At 71.3% G+C, this 17011-nt stretch carries 11 protein-coding genes; 7 read left to right on the top strand and 4 right to left on the bottom strand.

What is annotated here, in order from left to right; translation table 11 throughout:
* Nucleotides 1–255 precede the first annotated feature (255 nt).
* The 5 genes from ABZO29_RS10725 to ABZO29_RS10705 all read left to right on the top strand — a co-directional run bounded on the left by ABZO29_RS10725 (nt 256) and on the right by ABZO29_RS10705 (nt 11808).
* On the top strand, nt 256–4338 hold the full coding sequence (locus ABZO29_RS10725; RefSeq protein WP_367319920.1) for a molybdopterin-dependent oxidoreductase: 4083 nt from the start codon (nt 256–258) through the stop codon (nt 4336–4338).
* 207 nt (nt 4339–4545) lie between these two features.
* Entirely contained in the window at nt 4546–8421 is a 3876-nt protein-coding gene (locus tag ABZO29_RS10720) for a glycoside hydrolase family 2 TIM barrel-domain containing protein (RefSeq protein WP_367319919.1), read from the top strand.
* Between the two features lie 111 nt (nt 8422–8532).
* Nucleotides 8533–9945: a dihydrolipoyl dehydrogenase gene (gene lpdA / locus ABZO29_RS10715; protein WP_367319918.1), complete on the top strand. Its 1413-nt coding sequence runs from the start codon at nt 8533–8535 to the stop codon at nt 9943–9945.
* Between the two features lie 112 nt (nt 9946–10057).
* Nucleotides 10058–11368, top strand: a complete 1311-nt coding sequence (locus tag ABZO29_RS10710) for a hypothetical protein (RefSeq protein WP_367319917.1) — start codon at nt 10058–10060, stop codon at nt 11366–11368.
* Complete coding sequence (locus ABZO29_RS10705) at nt 11365–11808, top strand: hypothetical protein (protein WP_367319916.1); 444 nt, start codon at nt 11365–11367, stop codon at nt 11806–11808. Before ABZO29_RS10710 ends, ABZO29_RS10705 begins: the two co-directional genes overlap by 4 nt.
* A gap of 72 nt (nt 11809–11880) precedes the next feature.
* On the opposite strand, the gene ABZO29_RS10700 is transcribed toward ABZO29_RS10705, so the two are convergent.
* Nucleotides 11881–13008, bottom strand: coding sequence for an MFS transporter (locus ABZO29_RS10700; protein WP_367319915.1), 1128 nt, complete (start codon nt 13006–13008; stop codon nt 11881–11883).
* A gap of 199 nt (nt 13009–13207) precedes the next feature.
* On the opposite strand from ABZO29_RS10700, the gene ABZO29_RS10695 reads away from it, so the two are divergent.
* Together ABZO29_RS10695 and ABZO29_RS10690 are read left to right on the top strand one after the other, a co-directional pair.
* On the top strand, nt 13208–14722 hold the full coding sequence (locus tag ABZO29_RS10695) for an AlkA N-terminal domain-containing protein (RefSeq protein ID WP_367319914.1): 1515 nt from the start codon (nt 13208–13210) through the stop codon (nt 14720–14722).
* A gap of 88 nt (nt 14723–14810) precedes the next feature.
* Entirely contained in the window at nt 14811–15302 is a 492-nt protein-coding gene (locus tag ABZO29_RS10690) for a methylated-DNA--[protein]-cysteine S-methyltransferase (protein ID WP_367319912.1), read from the top strand.
* Nucleotides 15303–15363: 61 nt separating this feature from the next.
* Here ABZO29_RS10690 and ABZO29_RS10685 read toward each other — a convergent pair whose 3' ends face one another.
* The 3 genes from ABZO29_RS10685 to ABZO29_RS10675 form a co-directional block, all read right to left on the bottom strand.
* The gene (locus ABZO29_RS10685; protein WP_367319911.1) at nt 15364–15594 is read right to left on the bottom strand and encodes a hypothetical protein; all 231 of its coding nucleotides are present in this window, start codon (nt 15592–15594) and stop codon (nt 15364–15366) included.
* Between the two features lie 65 nt (nt 15595–15659).
* Nucleotides 15660–16394: an NAD-dependent deacetylase gene (locus ABZO29_RS10680; RefSeq protein WP_367319910.1), complete on the bottom strand. Its 735-nt coding sequence runs from the start codon at nt 16392–16394 to the stop codon at nt 15660–15662.
* A 91-nt stretch (nt 16395–16485) separates the two neighbouring features.
* Complete coding sequence (locus tag ABZO29_RS10675; protein WP_367319909.1) at nt 16486–16977, bottom strand: NUDIX domain-containing protein; 492 nt, start codon at nt 16975–16977, stop codon at nt 16486–16488.
* Between the last annotated feature and the right edge of the window lie 34 nt (nt 16978–17011).

Below are 17011 nucleotides of genomic sequence, written 5' to 3'. Positions count from 1 at the left end.
CCTCTTTTCGAGTGAGCGTCCCATCGGTGTCCGGTGCAGGCATCGGTGGAATTACGCAATCGACCACGTAGGCACTGTTACGTCCCTCACATGCCGGGGCGTCCCGCCCCGCGAAGCCCCCGCTCACACCACCCACCCCCACCCTGTGCGCGCCGCTTAACTCCCCATGATCGGCCGAGGAGACATCGGCGTAATGAGCCGTTCGTACCGTGATGACGTATCGAACCAGGCCCGAGCACGAGAAAGGGGGCGCCCGTGGCCGCACCGGACTCGCGGACCGACGGCACGTCCACGGTGCGGACGGTCTGCTCGTACTGCGGTGTGGGCTGCGGCATGGTCCTCGACATCGGCATGGGCCCCGACGGCCGCCGTACGGTCCTGAAGGCGTCCGGCGACAAGGAGCACCCCGCGAACTTCGGCCGGCTGTGCACCAAGGGCGCCACCACCGCCGACATGCTCAGCGCACCGGGACGGCTGACCACGGCCCTGGTCCGGGCGGACCGGGGCGAGGAGCCCGAGCCCGCGCCGGTGGACGCCGCGATCGCCGAGACGGCCCGGCGGCTGCGCGCGATCGTCGACGAGCACGGGCCCGACGCGGTCGCCCTCTACGTCTCCGGCCAGATGAGCCTCGAGGCGCAGTACCTGGCGAACAAGCTGGCCAAGGGCTTCCTGCGGACCAACCAGATCGAGTCGAACTCCCGGCTGTGCATGGCCAGCGCCGGCACCGGTTACAAACTGAGCCTCGGCGCGGACGGGCCGCCCGGCTCCTACCAGGACTTCGACAGGGCCGACCTCTTCCTCGTCATCGGCTCGAACATGGCCGACTGCCACCCCATCCTCTACCTGCGGATGATGGAGCGCGTGAAGTCGGCGGGGGCGAAGCTGATCGTCGTGGACCCCCGCCGCACCGCCACGGCAGCGAAGGCCGATCTGTTCCTGCAGGTCAAGCCCGGTACCGACCTCGCTCTGCTGAACGGCCTGCTCCACCTCCTGCACGACGACGGCCACACCGACCCCGACTTCATCGCCGCCCACACCGAGGGCTGGGAGGCGATGCCGGAGTTCCTCGCCGACTACCCGCCCGCCGCCGTCGCGGAGATCACCGGCATCCCGGAGGACGACCTGCGCGAGGCGGCCCGGCTGATCGGCGAGGCGGGGGAGTGGACCAGCTGCTGGACGATGGGCCTGAACCAGTCCACGCACGGCACCTGGAACACCAACGCCCTGGTCAACCTGCATCTCGCGACCGGCGCGATCTGCCGGCCCGGCAGCGGCCCCTTCTCCCTCACCGGGCAGCCCAACGCCATGGGCGGCCGGGAAATGGGCTACATGGGGCCCGGGCTCCCGGGCCAGCGGTCCGTCCTCGTCGAGGACGAGCGCGCCTTCGTCGAGGAGCTGTGGGAGCTGCCCCCGGGAACCGTCCGCGCCGACGGCGTCGGCAAGGGCACCATCGAGATGTTCCAGAAGATGGCCGACGGCGAGATCAAGGCCTGCTGGATCATCTGCACCAACCCGGTCGCCTCCGTCGCCAACCGCAAGACGGTCATCGAGGGCCTGGAGGCCGCCGAGCTCGTCGTCACGCAGGACGTGTTCGCCGACACCGAGACCAACGCGTACGCCGACATCGTCCTGCCCGGCGCCCTGTGGACCGAGACCGAGGGCGTCTTCATCAACAGCGAGCGCAACCTCACCCTCGCCCGGCCCGCCGCCGACCCGCCCGGCGAGGCGATGGCCGACTGGCGGATCATCGCCGCGGTCGCCCGCGAGATGGGGTACGAGAAGGGCTTCTCGTACGACAGCGCCGAGCAGGTCTTCGAGGAGATCAAGCAGGCCTGGAACCCCAAGACCGGCTACGACCTGCGCGGCGTCACCTACGACCGGCTGCGCGACACGTCCGTGCAGTGGCCCGCGCCCACCGAGGACGGCCCCGACCGCAACCCCGTCCGGTACGTCCACGACGACGGCTCCCTCACCTTCCCCACCCCGAGCGGCCGCGCCGCCTTCCACGCCCGCCCGCACCTCCCGCCGGCCGAGATGCCGGACGACGACTACCCGTACGTCCTGAACACCGGCCGCCTTCAGCACCAGTGGCACACGCTGACCAAGACGGCGAAGGTGCCCAAACTGAACAAGCTCAACCCCGGCCCCTTCGTCGAGATCCACCCGCAGGACGCGGCCGGGCTGGGCCTCGCCGACGGCGACTCGGTGGAGGTCGCCTCGCGGCGCGGGCGCGCCGTGCTGCCCGCGGTCGTCACCGACCGGGTGCGTCCGGGATCCTGTTTCGCGCCGTTCCACTGGAACGACCTGTTCGGCGAGTACCTGAGCGTCAACGCGGTCACCAGCGACGCCGTCGACCCGCTGTCCTTCCAGCCCGAGCTGAAGGTGTGCGCGGTGTCGCTGACGAAGGTGTCCACCCCGGTGACGGTGCAGACACCGGTGAAGGAGCCGGCGCCCGACGCGACGGAGACGGCCCCTGCCGTCCTCACCCCGACCGTCGTCCTCCCCTCCGCCGCCGCCGTCTTCGGCCTCGAACCCGCCCCGCCCCCGGTCCTCACCGAGAGCGAACGGCATTACCTGGTCGGCTTCCTCGCCGGCATCCCGGCCGGCGCCCCCGGCGTACCCGTCCTCCCGCCGGACGCCCCCTTCAGTCCCGAGCACGCCCTGTGGGTGAACGGCACGCTCGCCGGGATGTACTCCCGGACCGCCACCGCATCGCAGCCCCAGCCCACGCTCCGCCGTCAGGTCGTGATCCTCTGGGCCTCGCAGACCGGCAACGCCGAGGATTTCGCGGCGGCCACCGCCGAGCGCCTCATCGCCGACGGACACGCCGCCTCCCTGGTGGCCATGGACGAGGCCGACCACATGGCCCTGCCCTCCGACGCCGACCTGCTGGTGATCACCAGCACGTTCGGCGACGGTGACGCCCCCGACAACGGCAGCGGCTTCTGGGACACCCTGGCCGCTCCCGACGCCGGGCGCCTGGAGGGGCGGCGCTACGCCGTCCTCGCCTTCGGGGACTCCTCGTACGACGACTTCTGCGGCCACGGCCGGCGGCTCGACCAGCGTCTCGACGAGCTGGGCGCGGTCCGGCTGGCCCCGCGCACGGACTGCGAACCGGACTACGAGACCGCCGCCCACGCCTGGCTCGACCACGTGGTCACCGCCCTCCGGAGCAGCCCCCCGGCGCCGGCCCCCGTCGTACCGAAGAAGACCAGGCGCCCCGCCCCCGTCACCGCCCGCCTGACCGGCAACCGCCTGCTCAGCCTGCCCGGTGCCGGCAAGGAGGTGCGCCGCTTCACCTTCGACACCCGCGACAGCGAGACGCCCCTCGTCTACGAGGCGGGCGACGCCCTCGGGGTGCGCCCGCTCAACTCCACGGGCCTCGTGGCGGAGTGGCTGACCGTCACCGGCCTGGACGCACAGACGTCCGTGCAGGTCGACGGCGTCGGGGAGGTGGCCCTCGGCGACGCCCTGCTGCGGCACCTGGACATCACCCGCATCGGCCCCGACCTGCTGCGCTTCGTCGCCGAACGCGCCCGCGACCCTCGTGAGCTGCGGAAGCTGCTGCGGCCGGACAACAAGGGCGAGCTGGCACGGTGGTCGTGGGGACGGCAGGCCGTGGACGTCGTGGCCGAGTTCGGGGTGCGGGCCGAGGCACAGGAATGGGCCGGTGTGCTGGGCCGCATGCAGCCCCGCCTGTACTCCATATCGTCCAGCCCGCTGACCGACCCGCACCTGGTCTCGCTGACGGTCTCCGTCGTCCGGTACGAGAACCTGGCCGGCCGCCCCCGGCAGGGCGTCTGCTCGCCCTTCCTCGCCGACGCCGAACCCGGCACCGAGGTACCGGTCCACGTCCAGCACTCGCCGCACTTCCGCCCGCCCGCCGACCCGGCCACCCCCACGGTGATGGTCGGCCCCGGCACCGGCGTCGCGCCCTTCCTCGGCTTCCTCGAGGAGCGGCGCGCCCGCGGACACCGTGCGCCCAACTGGCTGTTCTTCGGGGAGCAGCACCGCGCCACCGACTTCTACTACCAGGACGAGCTCGCCGCCTTCCTCGACGACGGCACCCTCACCCGCCTGGACACCGCGTTCTCCCGCGACCAGCGCGCCAAGGTGTACGTCCAGGACCGCATGCGCGAACACGGCCCGCTCCTTTGGTCCTGGCTCCAGGACGGCGCCCACTTCTACGTCTGCGGCGACGCCTCCCGGATGGCCAAGGACGTCGACCAGGCCCTCAAGGACATCGCCACCGTCCACGGCGGCCTGGGCGAGACCGAGGCGGCGGCGTACGTGAAGCAGCTCGCCACCGAGAAGCGGTACGTGCGCGACGTCTACTGACCGGCCGCCGGGTCCTGTCCCCCCCCCGCCTGGCCTCATCGGCTGTTCTCAGCCAGACGGCCCATCAAGAACGCACACATTACGACAGGATCATTGATTGGTTTGTGTTCGGGTCTTAGGGTGAGCCCGGCTCAGCAGCAACGCCACCACCGCTGGTCGTGATCTGACTCGACATCAACTTCCACCCCAAACCGGGAGGTTGAGCGCGTGACACCCCTGGACCACTGGAACCGCCCCGACCGAGCACCCGTCAGTCGTCGCCGTCTCCTGGAGGGGGGAGCCGCGGTCCTGGGCGCGCTCGCCCTCGGCACCCCCGCCCCGGCCAAGGCGCACGCGGCCGAGGAAACCCCCGAGTGGAACGGCCGCATCGACGTCTTCCGGCTGGGAACCGAGCCCCCGCACACCACGCTCATGCCGTACGCGACCGTCGCCCAGGCCCTCGCCGCCGACCGCACACGCTCGCCGTACCGGCTGAGCCTCGACGGGAAGTGGAAGTTCGCCCACGCCGACCGCCCCGACGACCGGGACGCCGACTTCCACCGCACCGACCTCGACGACAGCGACTGGGACACCATCCCCGTCCCCTCCGTCTGGCAGCTGCACGGCCACGACTTCCCGATCTACGTCAACATCACGTACCCGTACTGGGGCCCCAACGGCCTCGGCGAGGAGCCGCAGCCCCCGTCCGCCCCGACCCGCTACAACCCCGTGGGCCAGTACAGGCGCACCTTCACCGTGCCCCGGGACTGGGCCGGGCGCCGCACGTTCCTGCACTTCGAGGGCGTCAAGTCCGCCCACTACGTGTGGATCAACGGCGAGCTGGTCGGCTACCACGAGGACTCGTTCACCCCCGCCGAGTACGACATCACCCCGCACCTCAGGCCGGGCACGAACCAGATCGCGGTGGAGGTGTACCGCTACTCCGACGGCGACTGGCTCGAGGACCAGGACATGATCCGGGTGAGCGGCATCTTCCGCTCGGTCCACCTCTACTCCACTCCGGCCGTTCACCTGCGCGACTTCAAGCTGGACACCCCCTTGAGCGACGACTGCACGGCCGCAGAGCTGTCGGTCACCGCGAGCGTGCGCGACTACGGCGGCTCCGGCGCCGGCCGCTACTCCGTCGAGACCCAGCTCTACGACGCCCGTGGACACGCGGTCTGGTCCCGCCCGCTGCAGCAGACCGTGGACCTCGGTGCCGGCGACGAGACGACCGTACAGGCGGCGAAGGCCGTTCCCGAGCCGAAGCTCTGGTCGGCCGAGCACCCGTACCTGTACACCGCCGTCCTGCGGCTGCGCGACCCGGCGGGCACGGTGATCGAGACCCTCTCGCACCGCGTCGGCGTGCGTGAGTTCGCGCTCAAGGACGGGTTGATGCGCATCAACGGCAAGCCCGTCTCCTTCCGCGGCACGAACCGGCACGAGATGCACCCCGACCGCGGCATGGCGCTCACCCGCGCGGACATGGTCGAGGACATCAGGATCATCAAGCGGATGAACATGAACAGTGTCCGCACCTCGCACTACCCGAACAACCCGCAGTGGCTGGAGCTCGCCGACCAGTACGGCCTGTACCTGGTCGACGAGACCAACCTCGAGACCCACGGCATCCGCGGCGAGTACCCCGGCAACCACGCCGACTGGACCAGGGCCTGCGTCGCCCGCGCCCAGAACATGGTCCACCGCGACAAGAACCACGCCTCGGTCGTCATCTGGTCGCTCGGCAACGAGGCGGGCGGCGGCAGCACGTTCGTCGCCATGCACGACTGGATCCGGTCGTACGACCCGACCCGCGTCATCCAGTACGAGGGCGACGACCGGCCGGCCATCAGCGACATCCGCTCCGAGATGTACGACAGCCCCTCGCGCGTCGAGGCCCGCGCGAAGGACACCGCCGACACCCGGCCGTACGTCATGATCGAGTACTCCCACGCGATGGGGAACTCGAACGGCAACTTCAAGAAGTACTGGGACATCGTCCGCCGCCACGACGTCCTCCAGGGCGGCTGGATCTGGGACTTCGTCGACCAGTCCCTGAGCTGGCCCACCCCGACGCGCAAACTGCTGACCGAGACCGGTCCCCGCGCGCTGAGGGGCGAGATCGTCGCCCCCAGCGGCACCATCGACCGCGCCGAGGGCGTCTTGGGCGCCACCCTCTTCGCCCGCGACGCGAGCCTCGACCTCACCGGCTCCCTGACGCTGGAGGCGTGGGTCACCCCGCACGTGACCGGTTACCACCAGCCGATCCTCGCCAAGGGGGACACCCAGTACGCCCTGAAACAGACGAACAAGACCCTCGAGTTCTTCATCCACGGCGGCGGCCAGTGGGTCTCCGCCGGCTGGGCGCTGCCGGACGGCTGGACCGGCACCGAGCACCACATCGCGGGTGTCTTCGACGCGGACGCGGGCACGCTGACCCTCTACGTCGACGGCACCGTCCGGGCCACCCGGACCACCACCCGGCGGCCGAGCAGCAACACCGCCCCCCTCGGGCTCGCCGTCGACGCCGACAACTTCACGCGGGAGTTCAGCGGCACCATCCGCCGGGCGCGCGTCTACGCCCGCGCCCTGAGCGCCGCCGAGCTGTCCTCCGACAGCCGGGGTCCGGGGGACGAGGGGGTGCGGTTCTGGTTCGACGCGGCCACCGTCGGGCTCGCCGAGAAGCGGCCCGGCGAGCGGACCTTCTTCGCGTACGGCGGCGACTGGGGCGACAACCCCAACGACGGGAACTTCGTCGCGGACGGCATCGTCACCGCCGACCGCGGCCACACCGGCAAGGCAGCCGAGATCAAGCGGGTCTACCAGGCCATCAACGCCACGGGCACCTCGGGCGCGGTGACCCTCACCAACGAGTACCTGTTCACCAACCTCCGCGAGTTCGACGCGAGTTGGTCCGTCGTCGCCGACGGCAAGGTCGTCCAGCGCGGACGGCTGACCCGGGACCAGCTGGACGTCGCGCCGCTGGCCGGCAAGGAGATCACCGTGCCGGTGCGGCTGCCGGCCTCCCCCGCGCCGGGCGCGGAGTACTTCCTGGAGCTGTCCTTCACCACCAAGGAGCCCACGAAGTGGGCGAAGGCCGGCTTCGAGGTGGCCAGGGCACAGCTCCCGCTCGACGCGGGCAGCCCGGCCGTGACGCCGGTACCGCTGGAGAGCGTCCCCGAGCTGACGTACGACGACAGCGACACCTCCGTGAGCGTCACCGGCGACGGCTTCTCCGTCACCGTCGACAAACGCAGCGGGACCATCACCTCGTACGAGGCCGGCGGCACCCGGCTGATCACCTCCGGGCCCGTGCCGAACTTCTGGCGTGCCCCCACCGACAACGACCGCGGAAACGGCCAGCACGTCCGCAACCAGACCTGGCGCGACGCGGGCGCGGGCCGCAAGGTGACCGGCGTCGGCGTGCGTGCCCTGCGCGACAGGGCCGTCGAGATCAAGGTGAGCGGCACGCTGCCGACGGCCACCGAGTCGACGTACACCACCACGTACACGGTCTTCGGCAACGGCGAGATCAAGGTCGACAACACGCTGCACCCCGGCGCCGCGAACCTGCCGTACATCCCCGAGGTCGGCACCCTGCTGTTCCTGCCGGGCCGGCTGGAGCGGCTGCACTACTACGGCCGCGGACCCGAGGAGAACTACTGGGACCGTCGCGACGGCACCGACGTGGGCCTGTACTCCGGGACCGTCTCCGGGCAGTGGACCCCCTACATCCGCCCGCAGGAGAACGGCAACAGGACCGACGTCCGCTGGGCGGCCCTCACCGGCCGCGACGGCACCGGTCTGCTCGTCTCCGGCGAGCCGCTGGTGGAGATCAACGCCTCGCACTTCACCCCGGAGGACCTGTCCGTCGGGGCACGCCACGACTACCAGCTCACGCCACGCGACGAGGTGGTCCTACGGGTGAACCACCGGCAGATGGGCGTCGGAGGCGACAACAGCTGGGGCGCGCACACCCACGACGAGTACAAGCTCTTCGCCGACCGGGACTACTCCTACACCTACCGGCTGCGCCCCCTGACCGACGTCGGCGAGGCGACGGCGGTGTCGCGGCGGCCCACGGCCGGGGAGTTCGCGGGATAGATCACACCGGCCGGTCCGTGATCGGTGTGGCGAGGAGCAAGACGGGGCGAAAGAATCCGTTGGGCAGCACTTCTGGCCAACGCTCTCAACCACACCGAAAAGGAACTTCCCATGGCCGAGCAGGACGAGCGTTTCGACGTCGTGGTCCTCGGCGCGGGCCCCGGCGGCTACGTCGCCGCGATCCGCGCCGCCCAGCTGGGCAAACGCGTCGCCGTCGTCGAGGAGAAGTACTGGGGCGGCGTCTGTCTGAACGTGGGCTGCATCCCCACGAAGGCCCTGCTGCGCAACGCCGAGCTGGCGCACATCTTCACCCGCGAGGCGAAGACCTTCGGCATCCGGGTCGACGGGCAGGTCTCCTTCGACTACGGCGAGGCGTTCCGGCGCAGCCGCAAGGTCGCCGACGGCCGGGTCAAGGGCGTCCACTACCTGATGAAGAAGAACAAGATCACTGAGTTCGACGGCCGGGGCACCTTCCTCGACCCGCACACCCTCCAGGTCGCCGGCTATGACGGCAACACCCGCACGATCGGCTTCGACCACTGCATCATCGCCACCGGCGCCACCCCGAAGCTGCTGCCCGGCACCCGCCGCACCTCGCGTGTGGTGACGTTCGAGGAGCAGATCCTCGCCGAGGACCTGCCGCAGTCGATCGTCATCGCGGGCGCCGGGGCCATCGGCATCGAGTTCGCGTACGTCCTGCACAACTACGGCGTGAAGGTGACGGTCGTGGAGTTCCTCGACCGCGCCGCCCCGCTGGAGGACGCCGAGGTGTCCGCCGAACTGGCCCGCCAGTACCGCAAGCTGGGCATCGACGTCCTCACCTCGACCCGGGTCGATGCCATCGACGAGTCCGGTCCGCAGGTCCGCGTCACGGTCACCGCCAAGGACGGCTCCCAGCAGGTCCTGGAGGCCGACAAGGTCCTCCAGGCGATCGGCTTCGCGCCCAACGTCACCGGCTACGGCCTGGAGAACACCGGCGTGCGCGTCACCGACCGCGGCGCCATCGACGTCGACGGCCGCTGCCGCACCTCCGTCCCGCACATCTTCGCCATCGGCGACGTCACCGCGAAGCTGATGCTCGCGCACGCGGCCGAGGCGATGGGCGTGGTCGCCGCCGAGACCATCGCCGACGCGGAGACCATGGAGCTCGACTACGTGATGATCCCGCGCGCCACCTACTGCCAGCCGCAGATCGCCAGCTTCGGCTACACCGAGGCACAGGCCCGCGAACTCGGCTACGACGTGAAGGTGGCGAAGTTCCCCTTCACGGCCAACGGCAAGGCGCACGGCCTCGGTGACGTGACCGGTTTCGTGAAGCTCATCAGCGACGCGAAGTACGGCGAGCTGATCGGCGGCCACATGATCGGCCCCGAGGTCACCGAGCTGCTGCCCGAGCTGACCCTGGCCCAGAAGTGGGACCTCACCGTCCACGAGGTGGCCCGCAACGTCCACGGCCATCCGACCCTCGGCGAGGCGATCCAGGAGGCGGTCCACGGCCTCGCCGGACACATGATCAACATGTGAGCTCGAGCGTATCGGGGCCGTTCACCCGGACGGCCCCGATACGCTCGCCGCCGCCGTACGGGCGGGATGTCCTTGAGTCCACCGGGCCGCACCGATGGACGAGGAGACCGCCATGCCGGACAGCGGTGCCTCCGGCACGGACGACGCCACGCGGACGGAGCTGGACCGACTGCGGGCACGTGTCGCGGAGCTGGAGGCGAAACGTGCTCCGCGGCATCGGGTGCGTTCCCTCGCCGCCCTCGTCCTCGTCGTCCTCGGCTGCCTGCTCGCCCCGCTGAGCGTCGTGGCCGCCTGGACCGCCGACACGGTGGGGGACACGGACCGCTACGTCGACACGATCGCGCCCCTCGCCGCCGACCGGAACGTGCGGGACGAGGCCGCGACCCGCGTCACGGACGCGGTGATGCGGCACCTGGACCTGCCCGCGCTCCTTGAGGGCGTCGCCCCCGCGCAGCGCCCCCTCGTCGACGAGGCCCTCGGCAGGCTCGGCGACTCCCTCGAAAGCGCCGTCCGCAGCTTCGTGTACGACAAGGCGCAGGCCGTCGTGTCGTCCGACGTCTTCCGGCAGATCTGGACCGAGGCCAACCGCAGGATCCACGCCGCCCTCAACGAGGCGCTGACCGGCCGCGGCTCGGTGCGGCTCGAGAACGACTCGGTGATCGTGAACCTCGGGCCCGTGGTGGAACAGGTCAAGCAGCGCCTCGTCGACGCCGGAATGACGGTGGCCGGGAAGATCCCGCGGGTCCACGCCGAACTGACCGTCCTCGAGTCGGACGACATCGGCAGGGTCAAGACGTACTTCCGCCTGCTGCAGCTCGCCGGATTCTGGCTGCCCGTGGTCGCGGTCCTGCTGGTCGCGGCGGGCGTCCTGCTCTCGGGCCACCGCCGGCGAACACTGATCGCCGCCTCGTTGTGCTTCGCCTTCACCACCCTGCTGCTGGGCGTGGCCCTCACGGTCTTCCGGGTGATGTACCTGGACACCCTCCCGCTCGGCGTCTCCGCACCCACCGCCGAGTCCGTCTACAACACGCTGACCCGGTTCCTGCGCACCAGCGTGCGGGTGGTGGTGGCCCTCGGCGCGGTGATCGCCGTGGCCGCCTGGCTGACCGGCCCGGGCCGCCGGGCCGCTCTCGTACGGCGGCTGTGGCACTCCGGCATCCACGCGGTCCGCGCGACCGCGGACCGGGCGGGGCTGCGAACCGGCCCCGTCGGCCCGTTCCTGCACCGCTTCCGCACCTGGATCACCTGGCTGCTGGTCGCGGCGGCGGTCCTGACGTACGTCCTGTGGCCGTACCCCACCGGCTGGGTGGTCATCGGCCTCGCGCTCACGCTCCTCTTCGCGCTGAGCGTCGTGGACTTCGTGGCGGAGGACGCGGCGGCAGGAACGCACACCAAGGGGGACACGGAAGGGACAACGGCATGAGCCATGACTCTCAGGGCGAGATAGGCACGGCATGGACGGCACCGCGCCGCACACCGGACCGGAGCGACGGCCGGGTGAGCGGCGGCGTGACCTTCGCAGGCGTCCTCCTGCTGTGCGGCGGCGTACTCGCCGTCCTCCAGGGCATCGCCGCGATCGCCGACGACGACGTCTACGCCCGCATCGGCACGTACGTCTACGAACTGGACCTCACCGGCTGGGGCTGGATCCACGTCATCCTCGGCGCGGTGGCCGCCGTCACCGGCGGCGGCCTGCTCAAGAACATGACCTGGGCCCGCCTCACCGGCATCTTCCTGGCCTCCCTCAGCCTGGTCGCCCAGTTCCTCTTCCTGCCGTACGCACCGTTCTGGGCGGTCGTGATGATGGCGATCGACGTGTGGGTGATCTGGGCACTGACCGTACGAGGGGAGAGGGCGACCTGAGCCGGGCGGGCACGCAATCCGCGGGCATGCCTGCGTTCGTCGCCCCGCCGGCCGCACGCGCCCACCGGCGCCTCACCAGCGCCGCCGAACCAAGCCCACCACCGGCCCCACAGCCAACAGCACGGCCAACACCCCATACCCATACGTCAACGTCAAAGCCGCAGCCACCCCGGCAACAACCAACGGCCCACCCGCATCCCCCAGCTCCCGCCCCAGCTCCGCCGCCCCCATCGTCTGCCCCAACCGCTCCCGAGGAGTCGCCGAGGCCAGCGCGGCGAAACCGAGCGGGGTGATCAGTCCCGTCCCGACCCCGATCAGCGCGGCGGCGACCAGCACCCCCACCGGCCCCGGCACCGTCGCACACCCCAGGCCGCCCGCAGCGACCAGCAGACCGCCCACAAGCCCCCCGCGCACACCGATCCGCCCCGCGTCCAACGCCCGCCCGGCCCACGGCTGGACCACCGCCGCACACCCCGCCAGCACCGACACCGCCGCCCCCGTCGCCACCGTCCCGAGCCCAGCCGCCGCCCCGGACACGGGCAGGAACCCCACGCCCACGGACAGCGCCGCGGTCGCCCCCGCAAGCGCACCCGTCGGCACCAGGAACGCCGGATCGGCGAGCCGCCGCGCCAGATCGAGCACGGTCTGCCGGGCACGCGGCAACGGCGGTACGACGGGCACGGCGACCAGTGCCCACACGGCAACCGCCGCCCCGACCACCGCAAGCACCCCGAACAGCAACCGCAGCCCACCCGCCCACACCAGCACCCCGCCCAGCAGCGGCCCCAGCGTGTAGCCGACGGACTTGTAGAAGCCGTAACTCCCGAACGCCCGCCCGTGGCCCGCCACCGGACTGAGCCGGGCCACCAGCGCGGACGCCGCAGGCGAGAACGCGGATGCCGCAGCGCCCTGGCCCAGTCGCGCGGCCCACAACCAGCCCGGGCTGCCCACGGCGGCGTACAGCGCGGACGCGGCGGCGAAGGCGACGAGGCCGCCGAGGAGCACCGGACGCGCTCCGACACGGTCGGCGACCGTCCCGAACACCGGCTTGAGCAGCACCTCGGCCCCGTCGTACAGCGCGAGCAGCCCGCCGAGGACGAGCAGCGAGGTCACCGCGTCCTCCGAGGCACCGCCCAGGTTCGCGGCGATGCCGTGCGCGCCGAACGCGGTGGTGAACCCGGCCGCGTACAGCGGCCACATCCGTGCCCTGCCCGGCGCCCTGCCCGGCGACGTCACCCCGACCGCCCGCGACGGACTGTTCCCTGCCCAGCTGCGCGGCCCTGACCCATGAGGCGCACCCTACCCACGACACACACGCAGATGAACGAGTCCCTGCACAGCCAAGGTTGATGTCGGATTCCCGCCAGCCACGTCCGGGCGGGTGTCCGATGCTGGACGCATGCAGAACGGGATGCACACCGATCGGGAACGCTGTGTACGCGCCGTCCAGTCCAAGGACGCACGCTTCGACGGATGGTTCTTCACGGCCGTCCTCACCACCCGCATCTACTGCCGGCCCAGCTGCCCGGTCGTGCCGCCGAAGCCCGAGAACATGACCTTCCACCCCAGCGCGGCCGCCTGCCAGCAGGCCGGTTTCCGGGCCTGCAAGCGCTGCCGACCGGACACCAGCCCCGGCTCCCCGGAGTGGAACCAGCGGGCCGACCTCGTGGCCCGCGCCATGCGGCTGATCGCCGACGGCGTGGTGGACCGTGAGGGCGTGCCCGGCCTGGCCGCCCGCCTGGGCTACAGCACCCGGCAGATCGAACGCCAGCTGCTCGCCGAGCTCGGCGCGGGTCCCCTCGCCCTCGCCCGCGCCCAGCGCGCCCAGACGGCCAGGCTCCTCATCGAGACGACCCCCCTCCCGATGGCGGAGATCGCCTTCGCCGCCGGCTTCTCCTCGATCCGCACTTTCAACGACACCGTGCGTGAGGTCTTCGCCCTGTCCCCGAGCGAGCTGCGGGCCCGGCTGCCGGAGAACGCCCAAGCCGCCGCGGCCGCACAGGCCGCACAGGCCGCCCCGGGTGCTTCGGGTGCGCTCACCCTCCGGCTCCCCTTCCGCGCCCCCCTCAACCCCGACAACCTCTTCGGCCACCTCGCGGCGACCGCCGTACCGGGTGTGGAGGAGTGGCGGGACGGCGCCTACCGCCGCACGCTCCGTCTGCCGTACGGCCATGGCATCGTGGCCCTGACCCCCCAGCCGGACCACATCGCCTGCCGCCTCACCCTCAGCGACCTGCGCGACCTGACCGTCGCCATCAGCCGCTGCCGCCGCATGCTGGACTTGGACGCCGACCCGGTCGCGATCGACGAGCAGCTGCGCACGGACCCGGTCCTCGCACCCCTCGTGGACAAGGCCCCCGGCCGACGTGTCCCGCGCACGGTCGACGAGGCGGAGTTCGCCGTACGCGCCGTACTGGGCCAGCAGGTCTCCACGGCGGCCGCCCGCACCCACGCGGCCCGTCTGGTCACCGCGCACGGAACCCCCGTCGACGACCCGGAGGGTGGCCTCACCCACCTCTTCCCGTCCCCCGCGGCACTGGCGGCCGTGGCCCCCGCCTCACTGGCGATGCCGCGGACCCGCCGTACCACCTTCACCACCCTGGTCGGCCAACTCGCCGACGGCACCCTCCATTTGGGCGTGGAGAGCGACTGGCCGGAGGCCCGCGCCCGGCTGCTGGGCCTGCCGGGCTTCGGCCCCTGGACGGTCGACGTCATCGCGATGCGCGCCCTCGGCGACCCCGACGCCTTCCTCCCCGCCGACCTCGGCATCCGCCGCGCAGCCGCCGAGTTGGGCCTGCCCTCCACCCCCGCGGCACTTACGGCCCGAGCGGCGGCCTGGCGACCGTGGCGGGCGTACGCGGTCCAGTACCTGTGGGCGACGGACAGCCACCCGATCAACTTCCTGCCTGTATAAGGCGGTTGCGAGAAAAGCGACGAAGACAACGAAGATGACGAAGACAACGAAGATGACGAAGACAACGAAGATGACGAAGGTAACGAAGATGGCGAAGCGGAAACAGCACACGATCATCGACAGTCCCTACGGCCCCCTCACCCTCGTGGCCGACGACGGCGTCCTGTGCGGCCTCTACATGACCGACCAGCGTCACCGCCCACCGGAAGAGACCTTCGGGGACCGCGACGACGCCCCCTTCGGTGAGGCCGAGGAACAACTGGAGGCCTATTTCGAGGGCGAGTTGAAGGAGTTCACCGTCGAACTACGGCTGCACGGCACACCCTTCCAGCGCGGCGTCTGGAAGCAACTCCAGCAGATCCCCTACGGCGAGACCCGCTCCTACGGCGAACTGGCCGACGCCCTGGGCAACCCCAAGGCCTCCCGCGCGGTCGGCCTCGCCAACGGCAGGAATCCCGTCGGCATCATCGTCCCCTGCCACCGGGTCATCGGCGCGACCGGCGGCCTCACCGGCTACGGCGGCGGCCTGGACCGCAAGCAGCGCCTACTGGACTTCGAGCGGGGAACGGCGCTGTTCTGACCAAGAGTTGCCCCCGGTGGGTACGACCGGCGAACCGGTCCGCGGAACATGCTGGACCGGCCTAACCGCTCAGGGCCCGGCGCGCTCCCGCAACCACGCCCAGCAACAGAGCCGGGAGTATCCACCACCACGGCCCGGCCCTCCGGATCGAAGGCACCAGCCACAGTGCTGCCGCCGCTCCGGCCGCCGCGACGGCGAGGGCGCATGACAGAACGATTCCGGCGTACGCGTCGTCGTCCCAGGTGCCGGACGGACGCATGGTCAATGCGGTCCACGAGGGCGTCTTCGGCAAGCCCGTCGCCTCCTTCGCCCAGCAGAAAACGCGCCCCGCCGCCGCCATGCCCGAAGGGCCGGTAGTCAGTCGCTCTCGGCGCTCAGCCTGCCCAGGAGACTGGGCAGGGCGGTGCCGATCGGTTCGCGTACGACGTCGTCGGCGCGGTCGTCGTACGGCGTCGGTTCGGCGTTGACGATGACGAGGCGTGCGCCGTGGTCGGCGGCGATGCCGGCGAGGCCTGCGGCGGGCTGGACCTGGAGGCTGGTGCCGACGGCGATGAAGACCTGGCAGGCCTTGGTGATCGCGACGGCTTCGCCGAGGACGACGGGGTCGAGGCGCTCGCCGAACATCACGGTGGCCGACTTGAGGATGCCGCCGCACTGCAGGCAGGGCGGGTCGTCCTCGCCGGCCTCGACGCGGGCGAGGGCGTCTTCCATGGGGCTGCGGGTGTGACAGTTGGTGCAGACGACACTGCGTGCGCTGCCGTGCAGTTCGAGGACCTTGCGGGCGGGCATCCCGGCGAGTTGGTGCAGGCCGTCCACGTTCTGGGTGATCACGCGGACGGGGACCCCGGCCCGCTCCAGCTCGGCCACCGCGTGGTGCGCGGCGTTGGGCTGGGCCTTGAGCGTGCGGTTCTTGCGTCGCATCTGCCATGAGCGGCGGCGGATCTCCGGATCGCCCATGTAGTACTCGTACGTCACGAGTTTCTCGGCCTCGGGATCGCGCCGCCACAGCCCGTTCGGCCCGCGGTAGTCGGGGATGCCGGAGTCGGTGGAGATACCGGCGCCGCTGAGGATGGCGACGAGGGGCTTGCTCATGCAGTCGAGGGTAGGGCGGGGCGGCCGGGTGCGGCGAACAGATATTCGTGTGCTGCGAGAGGTGGATGTGAAGCCCGGGGGCGTCGAGGGTTCAGCCGACCCGGTGACCGTTCTCCAGCTCCGCCGTGCCCGAGCCGGCCTTGAGGACGTCCAGTGCGGCCAGGACGCGGTGGCCCAGGGATCCCAGGAGGTAGTCGTCCAGTTCCTCGCGCGCGACGAGGCGCCAGGACAGCAGCTCCTCCTCCTGGAGGCGGATCGACTTGAAGTCGTCCTCGGCGAGAACCCCGCCGTCGTACACGTACGCCACCAGTGGCGGGCGTCCCGGGCCGTGCACCCAGTCCACCGCGAGCAGCCGGCCGAGCTCCCGGTCGAGGCCGATCTCCTCGAGCGTCTCGCGGCGCGCGCCCTGGCGCGGGGTCTCGCCGTCGTCGGACTCGATCGTCCCGCCCGGCAGCGCCCAGCCGTCGCGGTAGTTGGGCTCGACGAGCAGCACGCGGCCCTCGGCGTCCCGGAACAGCGCGGCGGCCCCGGCCAGGACACGGGGGAGGGACGCGATGTACGTGGCGAAGTCAGAAGTGGTCATCCAGGAAGGGTAACCAGCGCAAGTGGCCGGTTCC

The sequence above is a fragment of the Streptomyces sp. HUAS ZL42 genome (genome assembly GCF_040782645.1).
Taxonomy (GTDB): domain Bacteria; phylum Actinomycetota; class Actinomycetes; order Streptomycetales; family Streptomycetaceae; genus Streptomyces.
This window is presented reverse-complemented; position numbering and strand designations above follow the sequence as displayed.

Bases quoted from the DNA above. Each gene is read 5' to 3' on its own strand.
- lpdA (WP_367319918.1), top strand. From the start codon at position 8,533: ATGGCCGAGCAGGACGAGCGTTTCGACGTCGTGGTCCTCGGCGCGGGC.
- ABZO29_RS10710 (WP_367319917.1), top strand. From the start codon at position 10,058: ATGCCGGACAGCGGTGCCTCCGGCACGGACGACGCCACGCGGACGGAG.
- ABZO29_RS10705 (WP_367319916.1), top strand. From the start codon at position 11,365: ATGAGCCATGACTCTCAGGGCGAGATAGGCACGGCATGGACGGCACCG.
- ABZO29_RS10700 (WP_367319915.1), bottom strand. From the start codon at position 13,008: ATGTGGCCGCTGTACGCGGCCGGGTTCACCACCGCGTTCGGCGCGCAC.
- ABZO29_RS10695 (WP_367319914.1), top strand. From the start codon at position 13,208: ATGCAGAACGGGATGCACACCGATCGGGAACGCTGTGTACGCGCCGTC.
- ABZO29_RS10690 (WP_367319912.1), top strand. From the start codon at position 14,811: ATGGCGAAGCGGAAACAGCACACGATCATCGACAGTCCCTACGGCCCC.
- ABZO29_RS10680 (WP_367319910.1), bottom strand. From the start codon at position 16,394: ATGAGCAAGCCCCTCGTCGCCATCCTCAGCGGCGCCGGTATCTCCACC.
- ABZO29_RS10675 (WP_367319909.1), bottom strand. From the start codon at position 16,977: ATGACCACTTCTGACTTCGCCACGTACATCGCGTCCCTCCCCCGTGTC.